23 protein-coding genes and 1 pseudogene are annotated in these 22,422 nt (G+C 58.8%); 12 read left to right on the top strand and 12 right to left on the bottom strand.

Annotated elements, in window-relative coordinates; all coding sequences use genetic code 11:
• Positions 1-362 precede the first annotated feature (362 nt).
• Positions 363-1,277 carry a hypothetical protein gene (locus tag ACVWVQ_RS07435; protein ID WP_457507690.1) on the bottom strand — a complete coding sequence of 305 codons (915 nt, stop codon included), beginning with the start codon at positions 1,275-1,277 and terminating at the stop codon, positions 363-365.
• A 120-nt stretch (positions 1,278-1,397) separates the two neighbouring features.
• Here ACVWVQ_RS07435 and ACVWVQ_RS07430 point away from each other — a divergent pair, with 120 nt between their 5' ends.
• Together ACVWVQ_RS07430 and ACVWVQ_RS07425 are read left to right on the top strand one after the other, a co-directional pair.
• A complete protein-coding gene (locus tag ACVWVQ_RS07430; RefSeq protein WP_011432658.1) occupies positions 1,398-1,772 on the top strand; it encodes a rhodanese-like domain-containing protein in 375 nt (124 codons plus the stop codon).
• Positions 1,773-1,929: 157 nt separating this feature from the next.
• A complete protein-coding gene (locus tag ACVWVQ_RS07425) occupies positions 1,930-3,732 on the top strand; it encodes an aminopeptidase P family protein (RefSeq protein ID WP_457507688.1) in 1,803 nt (600 codons plus the stop codon).
• On the opposite strand, the gene rlmN is transcribed toward ACVWVQ_RS07425, so the two are convergent.
• Positions 3,706-4,803, bottom strand: a complete 1,098-nt coding sequence (rlmN, locus tag ACVWVQ_RS07420; RefSeq protein ID WP_457507686.1) for a 23S rRNA (adenine(2503)-C(2))-methyltransferase RlmN — start codon at positions 4,801-4,803, stop codon at positions 3,706-3,708. The genes ACVWVQ_RS07425 and rlmN overlap by 27 nt on opposite strands.
• Before the next feature lie 115 nt (positions 4,804-4,918).
• Between rlmN and ACVWVQ_RS07415 the strand changes: the two genes are divergently transcribed.
• From ACVWVQ_RS07415 to ACVWVQ_RS07405, 3 genes are read left to right on the top strand one after another with little or no spacing between them, the layout of a single operon-like run.
• Positions 4,919-5,572 (top strand): anthranilate synthase component II, encoded by a 654-nt coding sequence (locus ACVWVQ_RS07415; protein WP_457507704.1) that lies wholly within the window; start codon positions 4,919-4,921, stop codon positions 5,570-5,572.
• Positions 5,569-6,387 (top strand): MBL fold metallo-hydrolase, encoded by an 819-nt coding sequence (locus tag ACVWVQ_RS07410; RefSeq protein ID WP_457507684.1) that lies wholly within the window; start codon positions 5,569-5,571, stop codon positions 6,385-6,387. The genes ACVWVQ_RS07415 and ACVWVQ_RS07410 overlap by 4 nt, the downstream gene beginning before the upstream one ends.
• Before the next feature lie 5 nt (positions 6,388-6,392).
• Positions 6,393-6,953, top strand: coding sequence for an ankyrin repeat domain-containing protein (locus ACVWVQ_RS07405; RefSeq protein ID WP_457507682.1), 561 nt, complete (start codon positions 6,393-6,395; stop codon positions 6,951-6,953).
• 11 nt (positions 6,954-6,964) lie between these two features.
• Here the strand turns inward: ACVWVQ_RS07405 and ACVWVQ_RS07400 are convergent, their stop codons facing one another.
• Positions 6,965-7,942 (bottom strand): deoxyhypusine synthase family protein, encoded by a 978-nt coding sequence (locus tag ACVWVQ_RS07400; protein ID WP_457507680.1) that lies wholly within the window; start codon positions 7,940-7,942, stop codon positions 6,965-6,967.
• A gap of 369 nt (positions 7,943-8,311) precedes the next feature.
• Between ACVWVQ_RS07400 and ACVWVQ_RS07395 the strand changes: the two genes are divergently transcribed.
• The 3 genes and pseudogenes from ACVWVQ_RS07395 (at position 8,312) to ACVWVQ_RS07385 (ending at position 10,938) form a co-directional block, all read left to right on the top strand.
• A complete protein-coding gene (locus ACVWVQ_RS07395; protein ID WP_457507702.1) occupies positions 8,312-10,294 on the top strand; it encodes a HAMP domain-containing sensor histidine kinase in 1,983 nt (660 codons plus the stop codon).
• A gap of 41 nt (positions 10,295-10,335) precedes the next feature.
• Positions 10,336-10,605, top strand: a pseudogene (locus tag ACVWVQ_RS07390) (DUF4126 family protein); the annotation flags it as partial.
• A 15-nt stretch (positions 10,606-10,620) separates the two neighbouring features.
• Complete coding sequence (locus ACVWVQ_RS07385; RefSeq protein WP_457507678.1) at positions 10,621-10,938, top strand: hypothetical protein; 318 nt, start codon at positions 10,621-10,623, stop codon at positions 10,936-10,938.
• A 35-nt stretch (positions 10,939-10,973) separates the two neighbouring features.
• Here ACVWVQ_RS07385 and ACVWVQ_RS07380 read toward each other — a convergent pair whose 3' ends face one another.
• From ACVWVQ_RS07380 to petG, 4 genes are all read right to left on the bottom strand, one after another.
• On the bottom strand, positions 10,974-12,011 hold the full coding sequence (locus tag ACVWVQ_RS07380) for a hemolysin family protein (RefSeq protein WP_457507676.1): 1,038 nt from the start codon (positions 12,009-12,011) through the stop codon (positions 10,974-10,976).
• Complete coding sequence (locus ACVWVQ_RS07375) at positions 12,004-12,168, bottom strand: hypothetical protein (RefSeq protein WP_187147237.1); 165 nt, start codon at positions 12,166-12,168, stop codon at positions 12,004-12,006. Before ACVWVQ_RS07375 ends, ACVWVQ_RS07380 begins: the two co-directional genes overlap by 8 nt.
• Before the next feature lie 151 nt (positions 12,169-12,319).
• Positions 12,320-13,948: a bifunctional pantoate--beta-alanine ligase/(d)CMP kinase gene (locus ACVWVQ_RS07370; protein ID WP_457507700.1), complete on the bottom strand. Its 1,629-nt coding sequence runs from the start codon at positions 13,946-13,948 to the stop codon at positions 12,320-12,322.
• Between the two features lie 63 nt (positions 13,949-14,011).
• A complete protein-coding gene (gene petG, locus ACVWVQ_RS07365) occupies positions 14,012-14,125 on the bottom strand; it encodes a cytochrome b6-f complex subunit V (protein WP_011433989.1) in 114 nt (37 codons plus the stop codon).
• Positions 14,126-14,271: 146 nt separating this feature from the next.
• Between petG and ACVWVQ_RS07360 the strand changes: the two genes are divergently transcribed.
• Complete coding sequence (locus ACVWVQ_RS07360; RefSeq protein ID WP_457507674.1) at positions 14,272-15,684, top strand: 2-succinylbenzoate--CoA ligase; 1,413 nt, start codon at positions 14,272-14,274, stop codon at positions 15,682-15,684.
• On the opposite strand, the gene ACVWVQ_RS07355 is transcribed toward ACVWVQ_RS07360, so the two are convergent.
• A complete protein-coding gene (locus ACVWVQ_RS07355; protein WP_457507672.1) occupies positions 15,681-16,331 on the bottom strand; it encodes a DnaJ domain-containing protein in 651 nt (216 codons plus the stop codon). The two genes, ACVWVQ_RS07360 and ACVWVQ_RS07355, sit on opposite strands and share 4 nt — an antisense overlap.
• Before the next feature lie 199 nt (positions 16,332-16,530).
• Here ACVWVQ_RS07355 and ACVWVQ_RS07350 point away from each other — a divergent pair, with 199 nt between their 5' ends.
• Positions 16,531-17,208 carry an ankyrin repeat domain-containing protein gene (locus ACVWVQ_RS07350; RefSeq protein ID WP_457507670.1) on the top strand — a complete coding sequence of 226 codons (678 nt, stop codon included), beginning with the start codon at positions 16,531-16,533 and terminating at the stop codon, positions 17,206-17,208.
• A complete protein-coding gene (locus tag ACVWVQ_RS07345) occupies positions 17,126-17,296 on the top strand; it encodes an ankyrin repeat domain-containing protein (RefSeq protein ID WP_457507698.1) in 171 nt (56 codons plus the stop codon). Before ACVWVQ_RS07350 ends, ACVWVQ_RS07345 begins: the two co-directional genes overlap by 83 nt.
• Before the next feature lie 1,169 nt (positions 17,297-18,465).
• Here the strand turns inward: ACVWVQ_RS07345 and ACVWVQ_RS07340 are convergent.
• From ACVWVQ_RS07340 to pyrR, 3 genes are all read right to left on the bottom strand, one after another.
• Entirely contained in the window at positions 18,466-19,038 is a 573-nt protein-coding gene (locus tag ACVWVQ_RS07340; RefSeq protein ID WP_457507668.1) for a metal-binding protein, read from the bottom strand.
• 79 nt (positions 19,039-19,117) lie between these two features.
• Positions 19,118-20,089, bottom strand: a complete 972-nt coding sequence (locus tag ACVWVQ_RS07335; RefSeq protein WP_414341611.1) for a putative 2-dehydropantoate 2-reductase — start codon at positions 20,087-20,089, stop codon at positions 19,118-19,120.
• Positions 20,090-20,140: 51 nt separating this feature from the next.
• Complete coding sequence (gene pyrR / locus ACVWVQ_RS07330; RefSeq protein WP_414358057.1) at positions 20,141-20,689, bottom strand: bifunctional pyr operon transcriptional regulator/uracil phosphoribosyltransferase PyrR; 549 nt, start codon at positions 20,687-20,689, stop codon at positions 20,141-20,143.
• Positions 20,690-20,849: 160 nt separating this feature from the next.
• Here pyrR and ACVWVQ_RS07325 point away from each other — a divergent pair, with 160 nt between their 5' ends.
• Complete coding sequence (locus tag ACVWVQ_RS07325) at positions 20,850-21,380, top strand: pentapeptide repeat-containing protein (protein WP_414356737.1); 531 nt, start codon at positions 20,850-20,852, stop codon at positions 21,378-21,380.
• Positions 21,381-21,464: 84 nt separating this feature from the next.
• Here ACVWVQ_RS07325 and ACVWVQ_RS07320 read toward each other — a convergent pair whose 3' ends face one another.
• Positions 21,465-22,178 (bottom strand): biliverdin-producing heme oxygenase, encoded by a 714-nt coding sequence (locus tag ACVWVQ_RS07320; protein WP_457507696.1) that lies wholly within the window; start codon positions 22,176-22,178, stop codon positions 21,465-21,467.
• Positions 22,179-22,422 lie beyond the last annotated feature (244 nt).

The following is a 22,422-nucleotide window of genomic DNA, read 5'->3' as shown; positions in this document are numbered from 1 at the left end:
ACTTGGCTCATAAGTTCATTGTACTTCATCAAAGCGCATTCCTCCCGGCACTGACCCTACGGGTACAGTGCGGGGCTCCTGCGATTTCTAGCTGAAGATGCCAGTGTTTCTTGAGGTTGGGTCCTTTCAAGACACCTCGACCCAACCTTTCGAGACCCCTCGGGATTGTTCGGTCAATTGCTGGCAGGAGTGGGGCGATCCACCACCGGAGCACCAAGGGAGTCGCCGCTATCGCAACCGCTCAAAAATAGGGCCAGCACCAGAAAGCAAACAAGCTGAGGGGCGCATAGTTTCCCATCTTAACAAGCTCAACTGCCTGTCCAGATTACCCCAGAGCCATTCCTCATCATCCTGAAGATTTCCTAAGGGACGGTGGGGATGGCCAGGGATCCCTCCAGAGCCAAGCGATCGCTGACGATAAGACGCCGACTCTCCAGCGTGATGCCGGTTTGGTTAACCAACATCACAGAAATCCACTCAGAACGGGGTTCTTGCGGAGCATCTGCCTGTAGGAAGATCCCTCCGGCCTGTAGAGGTTCGAGAGCAAACGAGGTCACCTCTGGGTAGCCCGCCCCGGCAACGGGTTGTTCAGCAACGGCGCCCAACAGCAAAGAGTGGGTGAGAGGCTCTGCCACAATCGCCTGCAGCGAATAGGTGGATCCCGGTTTGACCACCTCCGGCAGGTTCAAGGTGACGGTGGGAGGGGCAGATCCAGAGGTGAGGGTGCTGGCCTCCCGCAGCACTTCTTGGTCAATCAACAGCAGTTGTCCGGGATTGGCTGGATCCGGGCGATAGCGATTGCGCACCAGGGCAGAGGCTTCTACCTGAAAGTCCCCCCGCACCGAGGATTGGGATCCCTCTACTTGGCTGAGAATATCCGCAACAATCTCAGGGCCCACCTGCCGCCAGGAGAGGATCTGGGCCGAATAGGTGAGCTTGGGATGAGAGCTCCACAGCTTGCGGATGGCACCTTCCACCTCTTCCCGGTCCAGCCCATCTCGGTGGCGGAAGTCGGGGCTGTAGCCGGCCATCACCCCTGGCAAATCCCGCCGGTTGGCGGCGGCCACCTGCTGGCTTAGCCACTCCACCAGGGCGGCTGGCGGTGGGCTGGAAACTTGCCGCTGGATCCCACTTTCTAGGGGCATCGGGGCAGCTTGGGCCCAAGCCCAGGACTCCGTCCCGCTGAAGCGACCGGCTGTCAATCCAAGGGGGATGCTCCAGCTCACGGCCAGAGCAAGGGGCCAAAGCAGTTGCGGAAAGTTAGATCGGGATTTCAAGCCATGGGCCTCCAGCCGGCAAATCTGGATCCCAGTCTAGCCTTAGGGCAGTTGGGATCCCAAAGTCCAGACCAGATAAGATCGATTGGAATAAGCTTTGGCTCATAGCGCCTGTTCTCCATGGCTCCCCAGCACTCTCCAGCTTTCTTGGCCCTGGTCAACGAGGCCAAAAGCCGCATCCAAGAACTGACAGTCGAGCAGGTCAGGCAAAAACAACTGCAAGGGGATCCCTTCTATTTTGTGGATGTGCGGGAAGAGTCGGAGTGGCAAGCCGGCCACGCTGCCGGAGCCATCCACTTGAGCAAAGGGATCATTGAGCGGGACATCGAGAGGGTGATCCCCGACAAAGAAGCGGAGATCGTCCTGTACTGCGGCGGCGGGTTTCGTTCGGCGTTGGCAGCCGATAATCTACAGAAAATGGGCTATCGTCGGGTGATCTCGATGGATGGGGGCATGCGGGCTTGGCGGGAAGCGGGTTTTCCTGAGGAGCGCTAGAGCTGGCGGATTTCTTCCCTCACCCATAGGAAGAGGGAGGTATTGGCTGCTATCTGGCTGCTATCTGAAATGGCCGACCACTGAAGGCGGGAAGTGGGGGCGGCCCAACCTTGTTTAGAATGGCGATAGCCTGGCCGTTTAGCTTTACCCCTCTGCCATGCTCCAAACCCTGCCCCGCCTGGATATTGCCGCCCGTTTGCAGCAGTTGCGCCAGCTTCTGCAAGAGCAAGATCTGGATGGCTTTTGGGTTCCCTCTGCTGATGAGCATCTCAATGAGTATTTGCCGGAACATCGCAAGCGGCGTCAGTGGATCACAGGCTTTACCGGCTCGGTGGGGGATGCCTTGATCACCCGGGACAGGGCTTGGCTGTGGGTAGATCCCCGCTATCACGAACAGGCGGAGCGGGAGGTGGATCCCAATCTATTGACAGTGATCAAAGGAGGTCTGCCGAATCAGCCCAGCCTGATGGAGATTGTGGAAGAGCTGGGATCCGGCTTTCGCCTGGGGGTGGATCCCTTTACGGTGGCAGTGGCCACCTATCGCCAGTTGCAGGCCCATGCCCAAGCGGGAGGGGTGCTCTTGATCCCGGTCATGGAAAACTTGGTGGATAAGCTGGCTCAGGGATCCGCTCCTGTCGCTCCCTTTGACCGGCCCATTGACTCGGTACCCACCCACCTAAGCGGGGCCACCCCTGCAGAAAAGCTGGCCCAAGTCCGGCAGGAGATGCGCCGCAAGCGGGTGGGACTGTTGCCCCTGACCAAATTGGATCAGGTGGCCTGGCTGTTTAACCTGCGGGGATCCGACATCCCCTACAACCCAGTGTTTTGGGCCTATGCTTTGGTCAGCCTAGATAGAGCGGCTCTATTCACAGATCTGGAGCGGCTCAGTCCCCCATCTCGGCAATTTCTGGCAGAAGCCGGGGTGGAACTCTGGCCCTACGAGACCTACAGCCAACAACTGCCCCAATGGGCCAAGAGCTATGCGCCGGTGGGCTTGGATCCCAAGCAGACCACCCAGGGCACTCAAGAGCTGCTGCAGGATGCGAGCTGCCGCGAGCTGGAGCACCCAGTAGAAGCCCTCAAGGCCGTGAAAAACCCCACCGAGCTGGAACAGATGCGCCTGGCCAACCGCAAAGCCAGCCGGGCCAAGATCCGTACCCTGGCCTGGATCGACCGGCAAATCCAACAGGGGATCCCCATCAGCGAAGCCGATGTGGCCGCCATCATGGAGGCCCATTACCGGGAGGAAGGGGAGTGGGTGGGCCTGAGCTTTAACACCATTGCCGGCGCCGGCGCCAACAGCTCCATCATCCACTACAGCACTCCGGATCCCCAAAAGCTGCTGCAGCCGGGCGAACTGTTTTTGTTGGACTCCGGATCCCACTACTTGGGGGGCACCACCGACGATACCCGCACCGTTTGGATTGGCCCGCAACCTGCGGATCCCTTGTGCAAGCGGCGCTATACCGAGGTGCTCAAGGCCCACATTCAATGCGCCCGCCAGATCTTCCCCCCCGACACCTATGGAGTCTCGTTGGATGGGATCGCCCGCTCTACCCTTTGGCAGGCCGGGCTGGACTATGGCCATGGCACCGGCCACGGTGTCGGCGCCTTTTTGAATGTCCACGAGGGGCCCAACGGGATCCACCGCCGCGCCAGCACCCCTCTCAAAGTGGGCATGATCAACAGCATCGAGCCGGGCTACTACCAGCCGGGATGGGGTGGGATCCGCCTGGAGAACCTCTACGAGGTGATTGCCATTCCCGAGCCGGAGGGCTGGATGGGCTTTCGCTCCCTAACTTGGATCCCTTTTGATGGGCGCTTAATCGATTGGGAACTGTTAAACGAGGTGCAGCGAGCCTGGCTGGACGAGTATCACCGGCAGGTTTACGCCATGCACCACGCCACCTTGCCAGAACAGGATGCCGCCTGGTTACGACGCGCCTGCGGACTGAGCTGATGTACTCGCAAAAGCGTTGCGCCCTGGCAAAGAGCGCAGGAAGGATCCCTGCAGTTGACCACATGCGGCATTGCCATCCAAACCACGGGTTTGGCGCACGGTGGCCCGCACCTGGTGTTGCTCAAGCTGGCGGACGAACGCTTTGACTCGTGCCGGGTGGGGGCGTTGATAGTCGGCTCCAGAGATAGGGTTGTAAGGGATCAGGTTCACGTGCAGTTGCACCCCTGACCGGCTGGCCTGCTGCAGCAATTGCGCCAGTTGGCGGGCATGAATGGGCAGATCGTTGACCCCCGATAGCAGGGTATATTCAAAACTGACTCGCCGCCCGGTGCGCAGCATGTAGTCACGGCAATCCTGGATCAGAGCATCCAGAGGGTAGTGGGCTGCCGAAGGGATCAACTGCTGCCGCAGATCTTGATTGGGAGCATGCAAGCTGACGGCCAGGGTGATTTGCAGATCCTGCTGCGCCAGCCAGGCAATTTGCCGGGGTACGCCCACCGTCGAGAGGGTGATGTGCCGTTGGCCGATGCCGATATCTTGATTCAGGCTGCGGATGGCTTGCACCACCGTATCGCGGTTGAGCAGAGGTTCCCCCATGCCCATAAAGACCACGTGGCTGACGCGACGGCCAAAATCTTCCTGCACCGTCAACACCTGATCCAAAATCTCGTGCAGCTCTAGGTTGCGTCGGTAGCCCATCTTGCCGGTGGCACAGAAATCGCAGGCCATAGGGCAGCCCACCTGAGAAGAGACGCAGACCGTCAGACGCTTGGCCGTTGGGATCCCTACCGTTTCGATCAACTGCCCATCCGCCAACCCCAGCAGAAACTTCACAGTACCATCGCGGGCCTCTGTCCGCTGCACAATGCGCGAGCGTCCCACTGGGTAGCTTTGCACCGCCTCTCGCCAAGCCCTAGGAAACACCGTCACCTGTTCCAGGGAGCGGATCCCTTTTTGGTAGATCCAAGCATGCAGTTGTTGCCCGCGATAGGCCGGCTGTCCTTGGGCAACCGCCCAGTCTTTCAGAGCAGACAAGGATTGCCCCAGCAGCGGAATGGGTAGGGCCGACATAAATCCATCTCAAAAGCACAGGAGTCTGGCTCCTTCACTCTAGCCTGTCCCCGTGACCCAATCTCCTTCAGTCCAGTGGAAGTGATAAAATGGGGTGCCGTTGCCGGATGTTGAAGTGCTGGTCGTCATCGACAACTACGACAGCTTCACCTACAACCTGGTGCAGTATCTGGGGGAGTTGGGAGCCCAGCTACAGGTTTTTCGCAATGACCAGCTCTCCGTTGACGACCTGCGCCGCATGCAGCCGCAAGCTGTAGTTATCTCTCCTGGGCCAGGGCGGCCGGAAGATGCCGGGATCTCCCTGGAGTTGATTCGGGAGCTGGGGCCAGAGCTGCCGATCCTGGGCGTTTGTCTGGGGCACCAGTGCATTGGGCAGGTCTACGGTGGTCAGATCGTGCGCGCACCTGAGCTGATGCATGGCAAAACCTCGCTCATTTACCATCGAGGGGTGGGGGTGTTTGAGGGGTTGAGCCAGCCTTTCACGGCCACCCGCTACCACAGCTTGGTGATCGAGCCTTCTACGTGTCCTGACGAGCTGGAGGTGACGGCTCAAACAGGCGATGGGATCATCATGGGGGTACGCCACCGCCGCTATCCCCACGTTCAGGGCGTGCAGTTCCACCCGGAGAGCATCTTGACTGCAGAGGGCAAGCGCTTGTTGAGCAACTTCCTGCGCAGCGCCCAGGGCTTAACTGCTGCTCAGCCCAATGCTTCGCAAGTATCCCAGGAATCTGTTGCCGTTGTTACATCGGGGATCCCTTGTTCATGAAGCGTCGCCAGCTTTTGCAAGCCAGCGCTGGGCTGCTGGGATCGATGGCCGTGAACCTGGCCAGAGGGCGCAAAGCGGGCGCTCAGACTGCTCCCGTACACAGTTCGGAAACGCCAACAACCCCAGGGTCTATAGAGTTCACCCCCGGCTCGAGCTTGGAGGGGCTGCAACTGACTTGGCTGCACCACAGTTGTGTTTTGTTCGAGGGGGAGGGCCGACGGTTTCTGGTCAACCCGTTTCGGCCGGCGGGCTGTACGGCTGGCTATCCTGCCCCACGAGTTGCTGCCGATCTGGTGTTGCTCAGCAGCCGCTTGTTGGATGAGGGCGCTTTGGATGTGGTGCCCGGCAACCCAAGGGTGCTGTTTCAGCCGGGGGACTATCTGATCGACGGGATCCGTGTGCAGGGGGTACGCATGCCCCGTGGCCCTCGCTTTGGCGTGAATGTGGGTTGGCGCTGGCGCATGGCCGGGATCGACATCGTGCATTTGGGGGGAGCTGCCTTGCCCATCACGCGAGAACAGTCCATCCTGCTCTCTCGCCCCGACCTGTTGTTGGTGCCGGTGGGGGGTGGGCCGAAAAATTACGATCCTGCCGGGGCCAAGGCGGCCATCGAAGCGCTGCAGCCGAAGTTGGTCATTCCAACGATGTATCGCACCGTCGCCGCTGCCGACTCCCAATGCGATCTGGTGCCTTTACAGGCGTTTTTGAGCCTGTTCCCCGCCGCAGCCGTTCAACCTGCTGCCAGCAATCCTCTCATTCTCTCGGCCCAGGCTCTGCCCTCGCAGGGGGTAGTCATTCTTTCGTTTGAGGAATAGCGACCATGGGGCGCAGACTCTGGGGAACCGTGGGATCCCTGATGGTGATGGGCGGGTTGGGCCTCTACGGCCACACCCTGGCAGAAGATCCGCAAGCCTTGGCCCAAGCCAACCCGCTGCGGCTGCAACTGGCCCTTTGGCTGGGGAAAGACGCCAACGCCGTCGATGAGCGGGGCAAAACAGCTCTGTTTTTTGTGGAGAGCGGCCTCAAGGCCCGCCTTCTGCTCAACTCTGGAGCAGATCCCAATCGACCGGACTATGGGGGAGCCAGCCCTTTGCACCAAGCCGCTCGCTTGGGCAACCCTGAGGTTACAAAAGCCTTGCTCCAGGCAGGGGCCGAGGCGAACGCCCGCTTCGGGGCCGGCGGCCTGCCGCTACATTTTGCCGCTTGGTCGGGCAACCCCGAGGTGGTGCGGCTGCTGCTGGAGTATGGCTCCGAGATCGACGAGCCGGACGGCTACGGCCTTACCCCCCTGCGCATTGCCCAGGACATGCGGCGCTGGGAAGCCGCGCTCCTTTTGTCCCGCTGGCCCCGCTCTGCCTCAGCGGACGGGCACATAGATTGATCCCACTGCTCTCACCACCCCAGCACCCAGGCAAAAATCAAAGGCGCCACGATGGTGGCATCCGACTCGATGACAAACTTGGGGGTATCGACGGCCAGTTTGCCCCAGGTGATCTTCTCATTGGGCACTGCTCCCGAATAGGAGCCGTAGCTGGTGGTGGAGTCGCTGATCTGGCAGAAATAGCCCCACATGGGCACGCCCTGGCGGCCCAGGTCTTGATGGAGCATGGGTACCACACAGATGGGGAAATCCCCGGCTATGCCGCCGCCAATTTGAAAGAAGCCGATGGAGGATTCCGCCGAGGTGCGCAGGTACCAATCCGCCAGGTGGATCATGTACTCGATCCCTGTGCGGACGGTGTGTACATTGCGGATCTCACCCGTGATGCAGTGGGCGGCATACATGTTGCCGGTGGTGGAGTCTTCCCATCCCGGCACATAGATGGGCAAGTTGGCCTCCATAGCCGCGTAAACCCAAGAGTCCCGCGGATTGATCTGGTAGTAGGGCTCCAGCCGGCCGCTGCGCAGGATGCGGTAGATAAACTCGTGCGGGAAGTAGTGTTCCCCGGCCTGGTCGGCAGCCATCCACTCTTCCAAGAGGGCTTTTTCTAGGCGCCGCATCGCCTCCTCTTCGGGAATGCAGGTATCGGTTACCCGGTTCAGGTGCCGCTCAAGCAGCTCCTGCTCCTGCTGCGGGCTAAGATCGCGGTAGTGGGGCACCCGCTCGTAGAACTCATGGGCGATGAGGTTAAAGATGTCCTCTTCTAGGTTGGCGCCGGTGCAGGAGATGGCGTGCACCTTGTTCTGCCGGATCATTTCCGCTAGGGAAAGGCCCAGCTCCGCTGTGCTCATGGCGCCGGCCAGGGTCACCATCATTTTGCCGCCCTTTTCCAGGTGAGCACAGTAGCCCTTGGCCGCATCCACCAGCGCGGCGGCGTTGAAGTGGCGAAAGTGATGTTGGATAAATTGGCTGACGGGGCTGTTGGTCACGATTTTTCCGGTCACTCTGACCTGGTGAAGCACGATTTTCTAGTCTATCAACTTTAGGGGCGCTGACAAGCTTTGCTTGGGGATACCTTTATCGGTATTGGCAACCATTCCCCTGCAGGTCGGCTGGAGCAGGTTGCGTTGCGAAGCCGGGATCCCATACGGGTTCTCACCCGGCCTTGGCTGAGACAAAGGGATCGCCTGCCCATGTCAGAATGGTGGCGAATCACCGCCCTATATCCGTTCACGCTATCTGTTCACGTTGGGTTCATGCCTCCTGTCAGCACTGTCGAGCCAGCCGAGCCCATTGCCGAAGTCCAATCTCCTGAGCTGGCTTCTTCTCCTGCCGAGCCATTGCCTGGCGCTGTGGACATGTCAGTGCCAACAACGACCGGGATCTCTATGGGATCCCTGCAGCGCTGGTGGGCGCGCTGGAAACAAAAGCTGCGCCTGGAGACCCAGCTGCTCTTTGTGGCAACGCTGGTGGTCTCATTGGTGGTGAGCAGTTTCACCTTCTGGGCCGTCAGCACCGTGCAGCAGGATGCTCGCTTCAACGAAGCCCGCTTTGGCCGAGATCTGGGGCTGCTCTTGGCCGCCAATGTTGCCCCCCTGATTGCGGAAGATCGCATTGGCGAAGTCGCCCAACTGTCCCGCCAGTACTTTGAGAGCACCAGCAGCATCCGCTATTTGCTCTATGCCGATCCCGAAGGAAACATCTACTACGGGATCCCGTTTTCCAACCAAGAGGTGAAAACCTCCCTCAGCCTCACCCGTCGCATGCAACTGCCGGACAATCGCCCCCCTGCTGAGGGCCAACCGCTGGTGCGCACCCACCTCACTCCTGCCGGGCGGGTGACGGATATTTTTGTCGGCATCTACCATCAGGGCCGCTTTTTGGGCACCCTCGGCCTGGGGATCAATCCCAATCCTGCCCTGGTGCGCTCCACACAATTGGCGCGGGAGGTCTCGATCGGGGTGTTTTTGGCGGTGTGGGTCTTGGCCATCCTGGGATCGGTGGTCAATGCCCTCACCATCACCTACCCCATCAAAGAACTGGTCAAGGGCGTCCAGGAGATCACCAAAGGTAACTTCAAGCAGCGCATCGACCTGCCCTTCGGGGGCGAGCTGGCCCAGCTCATCGACAGCTTTAACGAGATGGCGGAGCGGCTGCAAAGCTACGAAGAACAGAACATCGAAGAACTGGCTGCCGCCAAAGCCAAGTTGGAGACCTTGGTCTTCTCCATCGTCGATGCCGCCATTTTGCTGGATGCCGAGTTGCGGGTGCTGCTGCTCAACCCTGCCGCCTCCCGCATGTTTGGCTGGGAAGGGGATCCCGTTTTGGGCAAACCCTTGCCGGAGCTGTTGCCGGAGGATCTGCGGCAGCAACTGGCCCGCCCTCTGATGCACATTGCCCGCGGGGATCAAGAGGCAGAGGAAGTTCGCGTCAACCTCACCGGCCCTACCAAGCGCGTCATTCGCATTCTGCTTTCACCGGTGTCGGATCCGCGTCGGCAAAATCTCAAGGGGATCGTGATGACGGTGCAGGACATCACCCGCGAGGCAGAGCTCAACGAAGCCAAGGCCCAATTCATCAGCAACATCAGCCACGAGCTGCGCACCCCCCTCTTCAGCATCAAGTCTTTTATCGAGACCCTCTACGAGTACGGCGAGCAGATGTCCCCCGCCGAGCGGCAGGATTATCTGGAAATTGCCAACCGCGAAACCGATCGCCTCACCCGCCTGGTCAACGATGTTTTGGATTTGTCTCGTCTGGAATCGGGCAAGCAGTACCACTTTGAAGGTGTCGACATCGCGGCAGTGATCGAGCAGACTTTGCGCACCCACCAACTGCAGGCCCGCGACAAAGGGATCCAGCTGCGCAAATTCGTTGATCCCGATCTGCCTTTGGTGTGGGGCAACTACGATCTGCTGCTGCAGGTGATGACCAATCTCCTGGGCAATGCCCTCAAGTTCACTCCCTCAGGGGGCCTGGTGACGGTGCATGCCCACCTGGTGGTTCAGGCGGATGGATCCCCGCAAGCGGTGCGGGTGGCAGTGGCCGATACGGGCATTGGCATTGCCCCAGAGGATCAAGAGCGGATTTTTGACCGCTTTTTCCGTGTCGAGAACCGGGTCCACACCCTAGAGGGCACCGGCCTGGGGTTGGCCATCGTGCGCAACATCCTGGAGAAACATCGAACCCGCATCTGCCTGGAGAGCAAGCTAGAACAGGGATCCACCTTCTGGTTCGACCTGCACCTGTACACTGAAGAGGGACCGCTGGAGTTCGAGGTTCAGCCAGCCGAGACGGATCCCCCCAGTTGCGCTTGGCGGGAGCACTCCCATCAACGCTGAGGATATGAAGGGCATACTGGCCATTTTTTGGGGGTTGGGCCTCAGTTTCGCATTTTTGTGCCACACTGGTGACCTCTACCACCACCACAGGGGGGCTGGGCGACCCGCTGTTGGCCACCGGCGAAAACGTCACTTCTCTGCTGCTGGCGGTGGTGGCGGTGCTGGCCCCTTGGCTGGCAGTGCTGCTGATGGGTTTGCTGGTGTACTGGCTGGGCAAACGGGCGTTGAAACTGGGGTTCCGCAGCAGAAATGCCGCTCCCAAGTCTCAGGGATCCCCGCCGACGGCTGTTCTACACTGGAGAAGGTTTTAACTGGATGGTTTTGCCATGCCGCCTCGCTGGCCCCGGAAGCCCTCCCGTCGGGATCCCGAATTTCGCAAGCTGGATGATCGCTATACCTATGCCGCCCACCTGTCTGTTTTCCTCTGTAGCGGGTCTGGGCTGGTGTTTTTTCAGCAACTGTACCGCGCGGATTGGCCGTGGCTGGTGCCCCTGTTGGGCTGGTGGGCTTTGGGGCTAGGGATCCACAGCTTCTGGATCTTTTTTGTGGCCCGCTATCCCGTCGAGGCCGGCTTTGGGGAGCTCACTCCCGGCGCGCACAAAAACCCAACAGCCGCCGAGACGGATCCCTCCAGAGCCAGCTAGGACTTAGAGAGGGGATGATCCCCTTGCTCCTGTTCTCAGCCAGGGGAGGTAGAAGCTCCACCTGGTCGCCGCTGCCGCCGCAGCAGCAGGGGGGAGAGATCGCTCTCGTCGTAAATATCGCCCACCAGCTCCTCCAAAATGTCTTCCAGCGTGATCAGGCCGGTGGTGCCGCCGAACTCATCCACCACAATCCCCAGGTGTTGGCGAGAGCGCAGCATTTCCTTGAGCAACAAGCTGACCCGCTTGGTGTCCGGCACAAAAAAAGGCGGTGCCATCGCCTGGGTCACTTCGGCATTGCCTTTTTGATCGAGATAGCGCAAGGCTTGCTTGAGGTGGATAATGCCGACGATCTCGTCCTTGGATTCTCCCTGCACGGGGATGCGCGAGTAGCCCGTTTCCAAACAGAGCTTCACCACATCCTGCAGTGTTTTGTCGTGGGAGATGGTCTCCATTTTAACTCTGGGCTTGGCCACGTCCCGCGCCTGCAGCAAGTCCAAAGCCAAGGCCCCACGGAACAGCCGCCGTTTTTGCCAATCCAGCAGCCCCCGCTGCCCCAACACATCGATCAACAGCTCCAAATCCTTGAGAGAAGCAGTAGCCGTCAGCGGGGAGAACTCCAATAGGTTGAAGAGCCTGCTGACAACCCACTCAAAAGCGTCGCTAAAAGGGCGCAACAGCAGCGATAGGATGTGGACGGGCCGCACCACCCAGCGGAATACCCCCAGTGGATGGCTCACCGCCAAGGACTTTGGGGCTACTTCCCCAAACAGGAGCACCACAATCGTGGTAGGCACGGTGGCAGCCAAAGCTCCAATCTGGGTTCCCAACAGTTCAATGGAGAGGGTTGTGGCCAAAGCGGCAATGCCGATGTTGACAAAGTTGTTCACCAGCAACAGGGTGGTGATCAGCCGCGAGCGCTGTTGTTGGGCCAGTCGATACAAGCCCTGTGGATCCCCTTGTTCTTCGATCAGAGATTCCAGGCGCAGGTTGTCCATGGCCGTGATGGCGGTTTCGGCCCCAGAGCAAGCTCCTGAGAGAAGCAGCAGAAAGGCCAAGAGAAAGACATTAACCATAGCGCTCCGTTCGCGACGGCGGAACGGGATACAGGTAGCATTGGCTCATCGAGAGAAAAGCGGGTCGGCCTATTTCCATCATCAACGGGATCCCCTCCGGCACCTCAACACCTCGGTGGTTTTGCCAAAGTTCATCACTCAACCCATAGCTCGGCATCCGTGCCCCCTCATCAACTGCATCTTCAACGAAAATCTTCAATGAGAAATGAGAGAGGGATCAAGCTGTTCAATGTTCAAACCGGCCAGCTCCCTGAAAATCATGCGGAAATCTGACTTGTCCCGTTGATTTAGTCTTGATTGAGTCAAAGCTACTGATCTAAACGGGCCGGGCCGGATCGCTCCAAAAGCTGCCGGTACAACGTTACAATTTTGTCTTCCACCTCGGATTGGCTCAGGTGATCTGTGTCGATCAAGATGGCATCGGGGGCAGGCCGCAAGGGAGAGATGAGCCGTTCGCTGTCGCGGCGATCCCGCTGCTCGATTTGCGCTTTCAATTCTTCGAGAGGCACCATTTGCCCTTGGGCTTGGAGTTGGTGTTGCCGACGCTGCGCCCGCTCCCCAACAGAAGCGGTCAAGAAAACCTTCAGCTCTGCATCAGGAAAGACGTGGGTGCCGATATCCCGCCCCTCCAAGACAGCACCGCCATCCCGGCCAATGCTGCGTTGCCGCTTCACCAGCTCCTGGCGTACTCCCGGCACTGCCGCCACGTGAGAGACCCAGCGGGTCACTTCCGGAGAGCGGATGGCCTGGGTAATTTCTTCGCCATCGGCCCAGATGCGGGTCGGCTCTGTCGAAGAGGTGCCACTTTGCAGGGTGAGCTGGGTTTGGGCGGCCAGTTGGGTGAGTTGCTCGGCATCGTCCAAAGGGATCCCCCGTTGCAGTGCCAGCCAGGTGATGGCTCGATACATGGCCCCCGTGTCCAAGTACAAAAGCTGCAGCTGGGCGGCTACTGCCCGCGCCACGGTGGATTTTCCGGCTCCAGCCGGGCCGTCGATGGCAATCAGCGGGCGACGCGGGGGAGAGGTCGTGCCGGAAGAGGGCGGTGCCGCATGCTGGACTCTCTCCGGTGAGGGATCCCCTTGCTCCGGGGAAAGGAGCAGGTTGTCGATCAGGCGAGTTTGCCCCACATAGGCAGCAATGGCCAGCAGGCCCTTGTCTTCCACCCGCGGCAGCGGCTGTAGCGTTTGGGGATCCACCAATTCCAGGTATTGCAGTTGCAGCTCTGGGGTATGCTCCAGCTCAGCACGGGCAGCGGCAAGGATCCCTTCTGCTGAGGGATCCCCGGCCTGCCAATGGTCATATCCCCGGCGCAAGGCCCGGTACAGCCCGGCAGCCACCTGTCGTTCAGCAGCAGAAAGGTAGCGGTTGCGGGAGCTACAGGCGAGGCCATCGGCTTCTCGCACCGTGGGGCAGGGAACAATCGTGGTGGGTATTTGCAGATCCCGAACCAAACGCTGAATGATCGCCAGTTGCTGGGCGTCTTTTTGGCCGAAGTAGGCCCGCTGCGGCTGCACCAGGTTCAGCAGTTGCAGCACAATGGTGGCTACACCGCGAAAGTGGCCAGGTCGGTGGGGGGCGCAGAGGGTCTGCAGAAGGGATTCGGGGGGCATGACCCAGGTGCGGTCGCTTCCGGTTGCGGGGTCGGCTCCCATCTCTTGCGGGTCAGGGGCAAACACCACATCTACATCTGCTGCCTCGCACAAGGCCCGATCCCCCTCCTCGTCGCGGGGATAGCGATCCCAGTCTTCGTTGGGGCCAAATTGCAGCGGATTGACGAAAATGCTGACCACCGTGTGGTCACACTCTTGCCGGCAGCGGCGGATTAGGCTGAGATGGCCCTCATGCAGGGATCCCATCGTGGGCACCAAGCCGATGGTGGATCCCCGCCAATTGGCTACCTGCTCCCGCAAAGCAGCGACTGTGCGCAGCCAGTGCATTGCCATGCCACCTCAATCTCTCTCTCCCCTATGGGTTTTCTCCAACCCCCCCAAAGGCTGCTCCTACAGGCCGATCTTGTTGCTGCGTTGATACTGCCTGTAGGCTGCCACGAATAAGCCCGCCAAGGTGACCACCACCATGCCCAAGACGATCCCCAACAAAATCGGCTCGATCACAACACAGACCTCCCAGTTCAAACCTAGATCATGATAAGCCAAGCCCAAACCTATCCTCACCGTTCCTTGCCAAGGAAATCGAGGGGGGATCCCCTAATAAAATGCAGGGGATCCGCGAAGCCGTTGAGATGGCATACCCATAGCCTATGAGGTCAATTGTCTTGTCCGGGGATGGCGGAGACTTGAAGGAGTGCCTGTCCAAACTGGAAGAGCAACTGCGCCCTTTGGCAGACAAGGCCGTTCCCCTGCTGGTGGCGGACTCGCATCCAGTGCAGGTGTGGGCGGCAGTTTTGACCTGCCAACGCTTGGGGATCCCGCTGTTCCTGGGTAATCCCCACTGGGGAGAACGGGAATGGGGACAGGCTTTGGCGGATATGGGATCCGGCTGGTGCTGGCGCCAGGGCCGACTGGAAGGGGATCCCGCCCCCTTGAATCCGCGCCTGCGAGAGTTGCGGGAAGCTGTGCCCAGCTCCCATTGGCCGTTGATCGGCATCCCCACCGGTGGCTCTGGCGGCCAAGTGAAATGGGCCCTGCACTCTTGGCTGACCCTCAGCGCCTCGGCCAAAGCCCACCAACAGCACTTTGCCGTCGGGCCTGTACACAGCTATTGCCTTCTGCCCTTGTACCACGTCAGCGGCTTGATGCAGGCAGTCCGCTCCTGGCTGAGCGGTGGGCAGTGGGTTGTCTGGGATTGGAAACGGCAACAGCAGGCCAAGGCTTGGGATCCCCCTTTGCCGGGGAGCTTTCTATCGCTGGTGCCCACTCAGTTGCAACGGCTGTTGCTCAGCGCCCATCCGGGAGTTTTGGAGAGCCTGCGCCAATTTCGGGCCATTTTGGTTGGCGGTGGCCCCACCTGGCCCAGCTTGCGGCAACAGGCCCGGCAACTTCACCTTCCCCTTGCCCTCACCTACGGTATGACCGAGACCGCCTCCCAGGTGTGTACGTTACTGCCAGAAGCCTTTTGGCAAGGGAGCGACAGTCTGGGTCGGCCTCTGCCCCACGCCACGCTCCAGATCCGCAGCGAAAAAGGGGATCCCCTGCCCAGCCATGCTGTGGGCTACATTCACATTCAGGCAGAGTCGCTGGCACTGGGCTACTACCCGCACCTAAGTGCTACGCACCGCTTACGCGAAGGGCAACAGCAAGGCTTTACCCCCGGCGATTTGGGCTATCTAGACCGACAGGGATCCCTCTATTGGTTAGGTCGAGCCGATGACCTAATCCTAACCGGCGGGGAAAAGGTGATGGCTGCAGAAGTGGAAGGGGAGATCCGAGCCAGCGGCTGGGTGGAAGATGTGTGCGTGTTGGGCCTACCGGATGCCGAATGGGGGCAGCGGGTGGTGGCGGTGGTCGTCCCCAAAACAGGGATCCCGGCAATCCCCAAAGAGCTGGAAATGCACCTGAAGCAACACCTAAGCCGCCAACTGAGTCCCTTCAAGCATCCGAAGCACTGGCTGTGGTGTACGGGGATCCCACGCAACCCTCAGGGCAAAGTCAACCGCCAACAACTCCGGCAGTGGGCAGCTCAGACGTTGGGGATCCCAACGCAGGCAAGTTAGCGGGATCCCTCCCGAATGCCCAGACGGGCTAAATCTCGCTTGATTTCAAAGGCCAATTCTCGGTTGTGCGGCTCCGTGGCCAAAGCTTTTCTCAAGTAGGCTTCCGCCTGCTGATAGCGCCCCTCGTGGATCAAATGGTTGCCGAAGCGCTGGTAGGCCAACGCCAAGATGTGGATGGCCTCGCTGGAGTTGGGAAACCGTTTCAGCAGCGCCTCCGCCTGGGCCACCGCCGTGGGCAACTTCCGCTCCCGCCAGGCTGCCTTGACGCGGGCAATCCCCTCCTTGAGCCCTTCCGGATTGGGCTGCTCTGCCGATGAGGGGCCTATGCTGCGAATGACCACCCGCCTTTCGCCGGCAGCAGGAGAGCTGGGTGGAGATTGACGTTGTGCAGATTGACGTTGTGCAGATTGACGTTGTGCATCGTAGCGCCGCCGCTGCTCAGGGTCGCTCAGCACTTGGTAGGCTTGGTGGATTTGTTGGAAACGCTCTCGGGATCCCTCCCCTGCCACATCAGGGTGAAACTGCCGCGCCAACCGTCGAAACGCCTGTTTAATCTCTTCAATGTCCGCTGCAGGAGATAGGTTCAGGATCGCGTAGTAATCCATAAACGGTGGCGCAACTAAGGGATCGGGAAAAGACCTGGCCAAAAACCAGCTCTAGTCTATCGCTGCGGCCCCGGCTTGACCAAGGGATCCCACCAAGCGCTTGGTTCTCCCGCTTCCCTCAGCAGCAGGGATCCAGTGTTAGACTTTGCCCAAGTTGTTTGGAGCCTCCATTCCGGCCTATCGAGGATCCCTTCCTGTTGCCCAACTTCATTGCAACTTGGCTTTTTTATTTCTATCTGTTATGAGTGAAGCGCTTCATCAAGCTCTTGCCAATCGAGATCTAAAACAATTATTGGCCCATTTGCAGCGGGGGGAAGATGTGAATGCTGTCGATGCTCAGGGAATGACTTTGCTTCATAAAGCGACACTCCTTGGCGATTTGGAACTGTTGGATTTGCTCTTGGCCCATGGCGCTTCTCCCAATACCTTGGATCCCACAGGTGCTACCCCTCTCCATTTGGCTGCCGCCAGGGGTCAGGTCAAGCTGGTGGAGCGTCTCTTGAGGGCAGGCAGTGATATCAATCTCCCAGATAACCATGGCTATACCCCTCTCCATCAGGCTGCTTTAACCGATCAGGTAGAAGTAATCGGTCTGCTCATCCAGAAGGGAGCCAACACTGGTCGTGTTCTCCACTGGGCCACAGCCACCGGTCGAAAAAGCATTCTGGCCCGCCTCTTATCCAAGGGAGCGCCGGTGGATGCCACTGACGAAACAGGCCGAACCCCTCTGCATGAAGCTGCCACCCAAGGGAACTTGGGGATTGCTCGCTTTTTGCTCTTGTACGGGGCCAATGTGAATGCACGCAACCGATTCGGGGCGACACCGATGCACTGGGCTGCACTGGGCTGCTTGGGAAGGACACATCGAAATCCTGGAGCTTTTGCTGGAAAATGGAGCCGAACTAAACCCTCGCAATGAAGATGGGCATACCCCCTTAGCCTATGCACAAAAACGCCAACACAGGCTGGCTGTCCAATGGTTACAAGATCGAGGAGCAACTCTTTAGCTTAGTATCAAGTTTGGCATAGAGAGTAAAACAAAAGTTAATGAAAATGCTGCTATTTCAAGTCATAGGGTATTTGGTCTTCCCCCCTTCTCATGAGATGGGGTTTGGGAGTGAGGGTAACCCCTACAGAAAAAAGGAGAGAGGCTGTTAGGCTTTCCTCCCTCCAGTCTCTTCGTCGCGGTTAGCGTTAACGCCAGCTAGATTCTAACTGATTCTTCCACCTGATTCAACTTTTTTCTAGAGTTTCTCTTGAGCCCAACATAAATTTTTGAACGACAAAACAAGACATAGGACAGACAGTTTGTCCCAAAAGGTTGGTCTTTTTCCTTAGCTTCTGACAAGTTTGCAAAGGAAACTAGAGCAGCAATCTTTGTATTCGGTCTTGTCTTCCGGTTCCCGAAGCCAGATTGCCCCCTTCCAAAGCCATAACCCTCAGCCGCTGTTGCTCCTTTACACTGCCACCTCCACAGATTGACATGAGCAAGCAAAAAATCTCTCTATCAACTGATTCTGACTCTCATTAGCACAGAACCTTGCTTAGCCTTGGAGAGGAGAAAAAGGGATCCCTGCTGACGCAGATGGCCAGCTCTGCCAGCACAGGATCCCTGCCGCATCCAAGACAAGAGAGGAAGACTGATGGATATGACTCCACCACTCAACTGAGTAACAGCATAGCTTTATTGAGATTGAATTGCAATACCTAGCCAACGTAAGAGGAAATGTTCTTGACAAAACTGCTTCAAGTAGTCATTTCAAGTTAGGGTGAGACGCTTGGGCTACTGAGGAGAGCCTTCTGATTCCCTGTATTCAAGGCTTTAGGTATGGGTGCAGTGTCCCAGTTTGAATCGAAATGGCCACAAGCAGAGTACCTGGGCTAAAGGGTAATTGGCCAAGATTTGCAGTTTCAGCCCTCTTGAGAGGATAGGTCGCGGAGTTGTGGGCACAGCACAGGTTCAAGGGGGGGTGAGGGGCTGATAGCAGTCGTGGTTCTTATTACCCTCTATTTCAACTGCTCGCGTAGCGGGCCGGAGGCCTTAGCAGGAAGCAACCGGTCGTTTGTTTCACCTTGACGGTGAGATAAATGACTACGCGTTGCGGAACAGTAGGTAACCTCACTGCCATTCAAATGCCGTGGCGGGCGAAAAATCAAACCTTGGCCCAATGGATCCCTAGCCACGATAGCTAAGTCGCCTGGCAGGAGATCGAACCTGACGGCGTTTTCTGCGCCAGCGTTTCCAGCGGGAGACCATCCAGTCGCTTAGGCTGTGGTTCACCGATCCCAGTTCCAACCCCATCCCAATCCAAAAGAGCATCTCGGCGTGAACTTGCAGCAATTGCCAGAGATCGCTGCCCCACACCCAGGGTTGCCACATCCACCAGCCCAACTGGGATCCCAGCCAAGCCCCCAGCAGGCCAGCTCCTCCTGCCCATAGGCTCAAGTACAGTACCCGCACGGCGGTGCCCACAATCGGCCCATGAGACCAAAAGGAGCGATGCCGCATCCACTTGCGGTAGGGCAGCCAAATCCAGCGCAAGAACAGCCAGCGTTGATACTGTCGGGAACAGGTGTCCAGATCTCCAGAAAACATCAGGCCGCTGAACAGATAGGCGGATCCCACAGCCAGGGCAACTGTGGTGCTGTTCCCCAGCAAACCGGCGGCTAGGGTGATGCCGGGGGCCGTCCAGAGGGTAATGCGATCGTGGGTGGATCCCAGCGGCATAAAGCCAGAGCAACAGTACACGACTGCGGCTCAGTCTACCCGCAAGCAAAGGAGAAAGCCTGCTCCAGCCCTGGGATCGCTCCGCCGGATCTTGAAAAACTTAAGCCTGCTGCTCCCCAGGGATCCCTCGATTCAGGCGATCCAACACCTGCAACTGTCGGTAGAGCATTTCAACCCGTGGCAGATGGATCCCAGCTTGTCGAGCGTACTGCAGGGGGTTGCCGAAGATCACCTGCAGTTCCAGAGGACGTTTGCGCTCATAGTCGATTTTCATGCTGGTGCGGTAGGGGGCCATTTTCTCGGTATTGGTGAGCATTTCTTGGATCAGGGAGTCGGGAAGCAGGCGATCACAAGCTGCAGCTCCCTGTATCACCTCCTGCATCAGCGTTTCCGCCAAAGCACGGGCCTCAGGGTCTCGAATCATTTGCTGAGTATCGGCATTGAACACCACCGAGAGGCCGTTGAAGGGAATATTCCAGACCAGTTTCTGCCAGCGGGCCAACATCAAATCTGGAGAGAGAGAGGTCGGGATCCCTGCCCGTTGAAAATCGGCTTGAACTTGTTGAAGGCGGGGCGTGATCCCTTGGGGGGCATAGCCAGGGCCGTACTCTGCCAGCAGCACCGAACCGTAATCCAGATGGTGAATGTGGCCGGGGCCAACCTTATTGGAGCTGATGAAGCAGAGGCCCCCCATGACCCGCTCTGGGCCAACGCAATCGGCAATCTCGGGTTCCACCCCCAGCCCGTTTTGCAACAAGATCACCACGCCATTCTCGGCCAACACAGGCGGGATCAAGTGCGGCAGAAGCGCATTTTGGGTGGCTTTCAAAGCCACGATCACGCCTTCGCAAGCCGGCATGTCCTCCACGGCTGCGTAGGCATTCACCTGGGGCAAATGAAAATCCCCCCAGCAGGACTGCACCCAGAGGCCGCTTTGGCGAACATGGTCATAGTCGCTGTGCAGCAGAAAATGCACCGAAAAGCCCGCCTGTTGCAATTTCGCCCCATAAAATCCTCCCAAAGCGCCCGTGCCCAAAACAGCGTAGCGGCGGGTTTCCGGCAACCAAGACATGGCAGTGAGTTTCGGCAGGTCATCCCTAAAATACCGCACCCCAGCGCTGGCTCAGGGTTTAATCTTTGCTGTTTTGTCTATCAACAGCACCCGCTCTTCTGCATCGGTTTCCCGCAGATGGACTCTCACCGTTTGCTCCGGTTCTGTAGAAAGCTGACAACCGCAGTAATCGGGCTGGATGGGAAACTGTCGGTGACCCCGGTCAATCAACACCGCCAATCGCACCCGTTCCGGTCGCCCAAAGTGGTTTAGGGCCTCCAAAGCCGCCCGGACGGTGCGACCGCGAAAGATCACATCATCTACCAGCACCACCTCTTGGCCGGTTAGGTCACGCGGCATTTCGCTGCGATCGGGGGTGCGCAACCCACCGGCACTCAAATCGTCGCGGAAAAAAGTGATGTCCAGCTCCCCTACTTGGGGCGGGATCCCCAGCAGAGTGGCAATCCGATCCCGCAGGCGGTAGGCCAGGGGAACTCCCCGGGTGCGAATGCCGATCAACGTCAACTTTTGGAGGTGGGGATGATCCCTGCCGATCGCCTCTGCCAGACCCTCGATCAGCCCGGCCAACTGCTCCGCATCGAAGACCTCGATCTCGGACATGGATCCCTGTCGCCCCCTCGCCAATCGCGGATCTGGTCTGTAGAAGACTTTAGTAGAAGACTTTAAGATAGCCCAACCTGCCGGCGGGATCCCTATCCGGTAAGATAAAACCAGAAGCAATTCCCAAGCCATGGAGGTTTCCTTGAGGGAGGGATCCACGATGTCTGTTGCTTGGCTGGCTTCGGTTCTGGCGAGGCGGTCTTGGCTGAGCCGTTTCCTGCGGGGGATGGTGCTTTGCGGGCTGATACTCTGCCTGGGGGTTACTCCGCTGGGATCCCCGGCCCAGGCAGAGGACTACACCAAACGAGATCTACAGGGGGTGAGCTTTGCAGGGCAAGACCTGAGCGGCTGGAAGTTTCTCAAGGCCAACCTGCGCCAAAGCGATCTCAGCCATGTGAAGGCGGCAGGGGCGAACCTGTTCGGGGCCAATCTCAGCAAAGCCAACTTGCGCGGAGCCGACTTGCGCGGGGCCACTTTGGACATGGCCAACCTACAGGGTGCGGATCTGCGAGAAGCGCAACTGCAGGACAGCATGATGTGGCTGGCCCGAGTCGAAGGGATCCAAATTGATGGGGCGGATTTCACCAATGCGTTGATACGGCAAGACGCCCTCTCCATCCTTTGCGAACGGGCCACCGGCGTTAACCCTGTAACTGGTCGGGCCACCCGCGACACTCTTGAATGTGACTGATCCTCACCCCCGGCTCTTCTCCCAGAGGGAGAGGGGAGATAGGCAGCAGAACCCATCGCCTCACTGCCCTCTGGAATCCGGATTTTAGGAGCTGGGAGCGGCTGCCTCAGAACGGGCGGGCTTGCGTTGAAACTGGCTGAGCAGCGAATTCCAGGCCAAGCGGGCCATCGACAACAGCCAATTCCCCTCCAACTCCCTAAACAAGTCCATGTTCAGCTTGAAGGCATAATTGGCCTCTGCCACAATGCGGTCGATGGTGGCTTGATCCAGCCCCAATGCATCCATCTGGGCACGGTAGCGCTGCTTGAACTTGCCCTCGTGAGGGATCTGCTCGAAATCGTAGAAGGCCGTTCCTTCCCCCTGCGGCAAGCCCATGGCCCGGCGGGCAATGTTTTTGAGGATTTGACCGCCCGACAGGTCGCCGATGTAGCGGGTGTAGGCGTGGGCGATCAGCAGAAGCGGATCTTTTTCCACCACTTCCCGAATGCGGTTGACATAGACCTGGCAGGCAGGGGAGGGCTTGACCAAAGAGCGCCAGTTGGGGCCAACAAAATAATTTAAATCCTTCTCCAGGCTGGCCTTGCGCCACAGCTCTGGGTAGTAGAGCCGGCCCACCAGGGGGTGCTCTCGCAGTTGGGCAAAGCCTTCTTCCAAAGCGCTGTAGACAAAGTAGAAATTGCCCAGGTAGCGGCTGTAGGCCCGTTTATCCACCACTCCCTTCAGGAAACACTTGATAAAGGCCATGTTCTCGGCCATGGTGTGGGACTGCTTGGTGCCCTCTCGCAACTGGGCCGACAGGCTGTTGTCCCGGTTACTCAAATCATTCTTATTCTGATTGTTGTGGCTTTGACTCACAAAACCCTCCTCGCCAACAAACTGTGCTTCATTAGATCACCCGCAGATCACCCGCAAGCCATCCCGAGGTTCCCCCAGCCTGAGAAGCTTTGTAAACCCATTCCTAACCCCTTCTCATGATTGTTGTTGATGGCTCCGCCACAGCCTGCATCAACAGCGTGCATCTCAAAAGCGACGCAAACCGGCG

The sequence above is a fragment of the Thermostichus sp. MS-CIW-36 genome (assembly GCF_054059035.1).
The sequence above is the reverse complement of the archived record's forward strand: the minus strand, read 5'-3'. Positions and strand labels throughout refer to the sequence as shown.

Excerpts from the sequence above, each read along its gene's own strand:
- ACVWVQ_RS07380 (WP_457507676.1), bottom strand. The coding sequence starts at position 12,011 with ATGGTTAATGTCTTTCTCTTGGCCTTTCTGCTGCTTCTCTCAGGAGCT.
- rlmN (WP_457507686.1), bottom strand. The coding sequence starts at position 4,803 with ATGTCGGCCCTACCCATTCCGCTGCTGGGGCAATCCTTGTCTGCTCTG.
- ACVWVQ_RS07335 (WP_414341611.1), bottom strand. The coding sequence starts at position 20,089 with ATGTCTTGGTTGCCGGAAACCCGCCGCTACGCTGTTTTGGGCACGGGC.
- ACVWVQ_RS07405 (WP_457507682.1), top strand. The coding sequence starts at position 6,393 with ATGGGGCGCAGACTCTGGGGAACCGTGGGATCCCTGATGGTGATGGGC.
- ACVWVQ_RS07325 (WP_414356737.1), top strand. The coding sequence starts at position 20,850 with ATGTCTGTTGCTTGGCTGGCTTCGGTTCTGGCGAGGCGGTCTTGGCTG.
- ACVWVQ_RS07375 (WP_187147237.1), bottom strand. The coding sequence starts at position 12,168 with ATGCCGAGCTATGGGTTGAGTGATGAACTTTGGCAAAACCACCGAGGT.
- ACVWVQ_RS07395 (WP_457507702.1), top strand. The coding sequence starts at position 8,312 with ATGTCAGTGCCAACAACGACCGGGATCTCTATGGGATCCCTGCAGCGC.
- ACVWVQ_RS07350 (WP_457507670.1), top strand. The coding sequence starts at position 16,531 with ATGAGTGAAGCGCTTCATCAAGCTCTTGCCAATCGAGATCTAAAACAA.
- ACVWVQ_RS07385 (WP_457507678.1), top strand. The coding sequence starts at position 10,621 with ATGCCGCCTCGCTGGCCCCGGAAGCCCTCCCGTCGGGATCCCGAATTT.
- ACVWVQ_RS07360 (WP_457507674.1), top strand. The coding sequence starts at position 14,272 with ATGAGGTCAATTGTCTTGTCCGGGGATGGCGGAGACTTGAAGGAGTGC.
- ACVWVQ_RS07410 (WP_457507684.1), top strand. The coding sequence starts at position 5,569 with ATGAAGCGTCGCCAGCTTTTGCAAGCCAGCGCTGGGCTGCTGGGATCG.
- ACVWVQ_RS07425 (WP_457507688.1), top strand. The coding sequence starts at position 1,930 with ATGCTCCAAACCCTGCCCCGCCTGGATATTGCCGCCCGTTTGCAGCAG.
- ACVWVQ_RS07370 (WP_457507700.1), bottom strand. The coding sequence starts at position 13,948 with ATGCACTGGCTGCGCACAGTCGCTGCTTTGCGGGAGCAGGTAGCCAAT.
- pyrR (WP_414358057.1), bottom strand. The coding sequence starts at position 20,689 with ATGTCCGAGATCGAGGTCTTCGATGCGGAGCAGTTGGCCGGGCTGATC.
- ACVWVQ_RS07430 (WP_011432658.1), top strand. The coding sequence starts at position 1,398 with ATGGCTCCCCAGCACTCTCCAGCTTTCTTGGCCCTGGTCAACGAGGCC.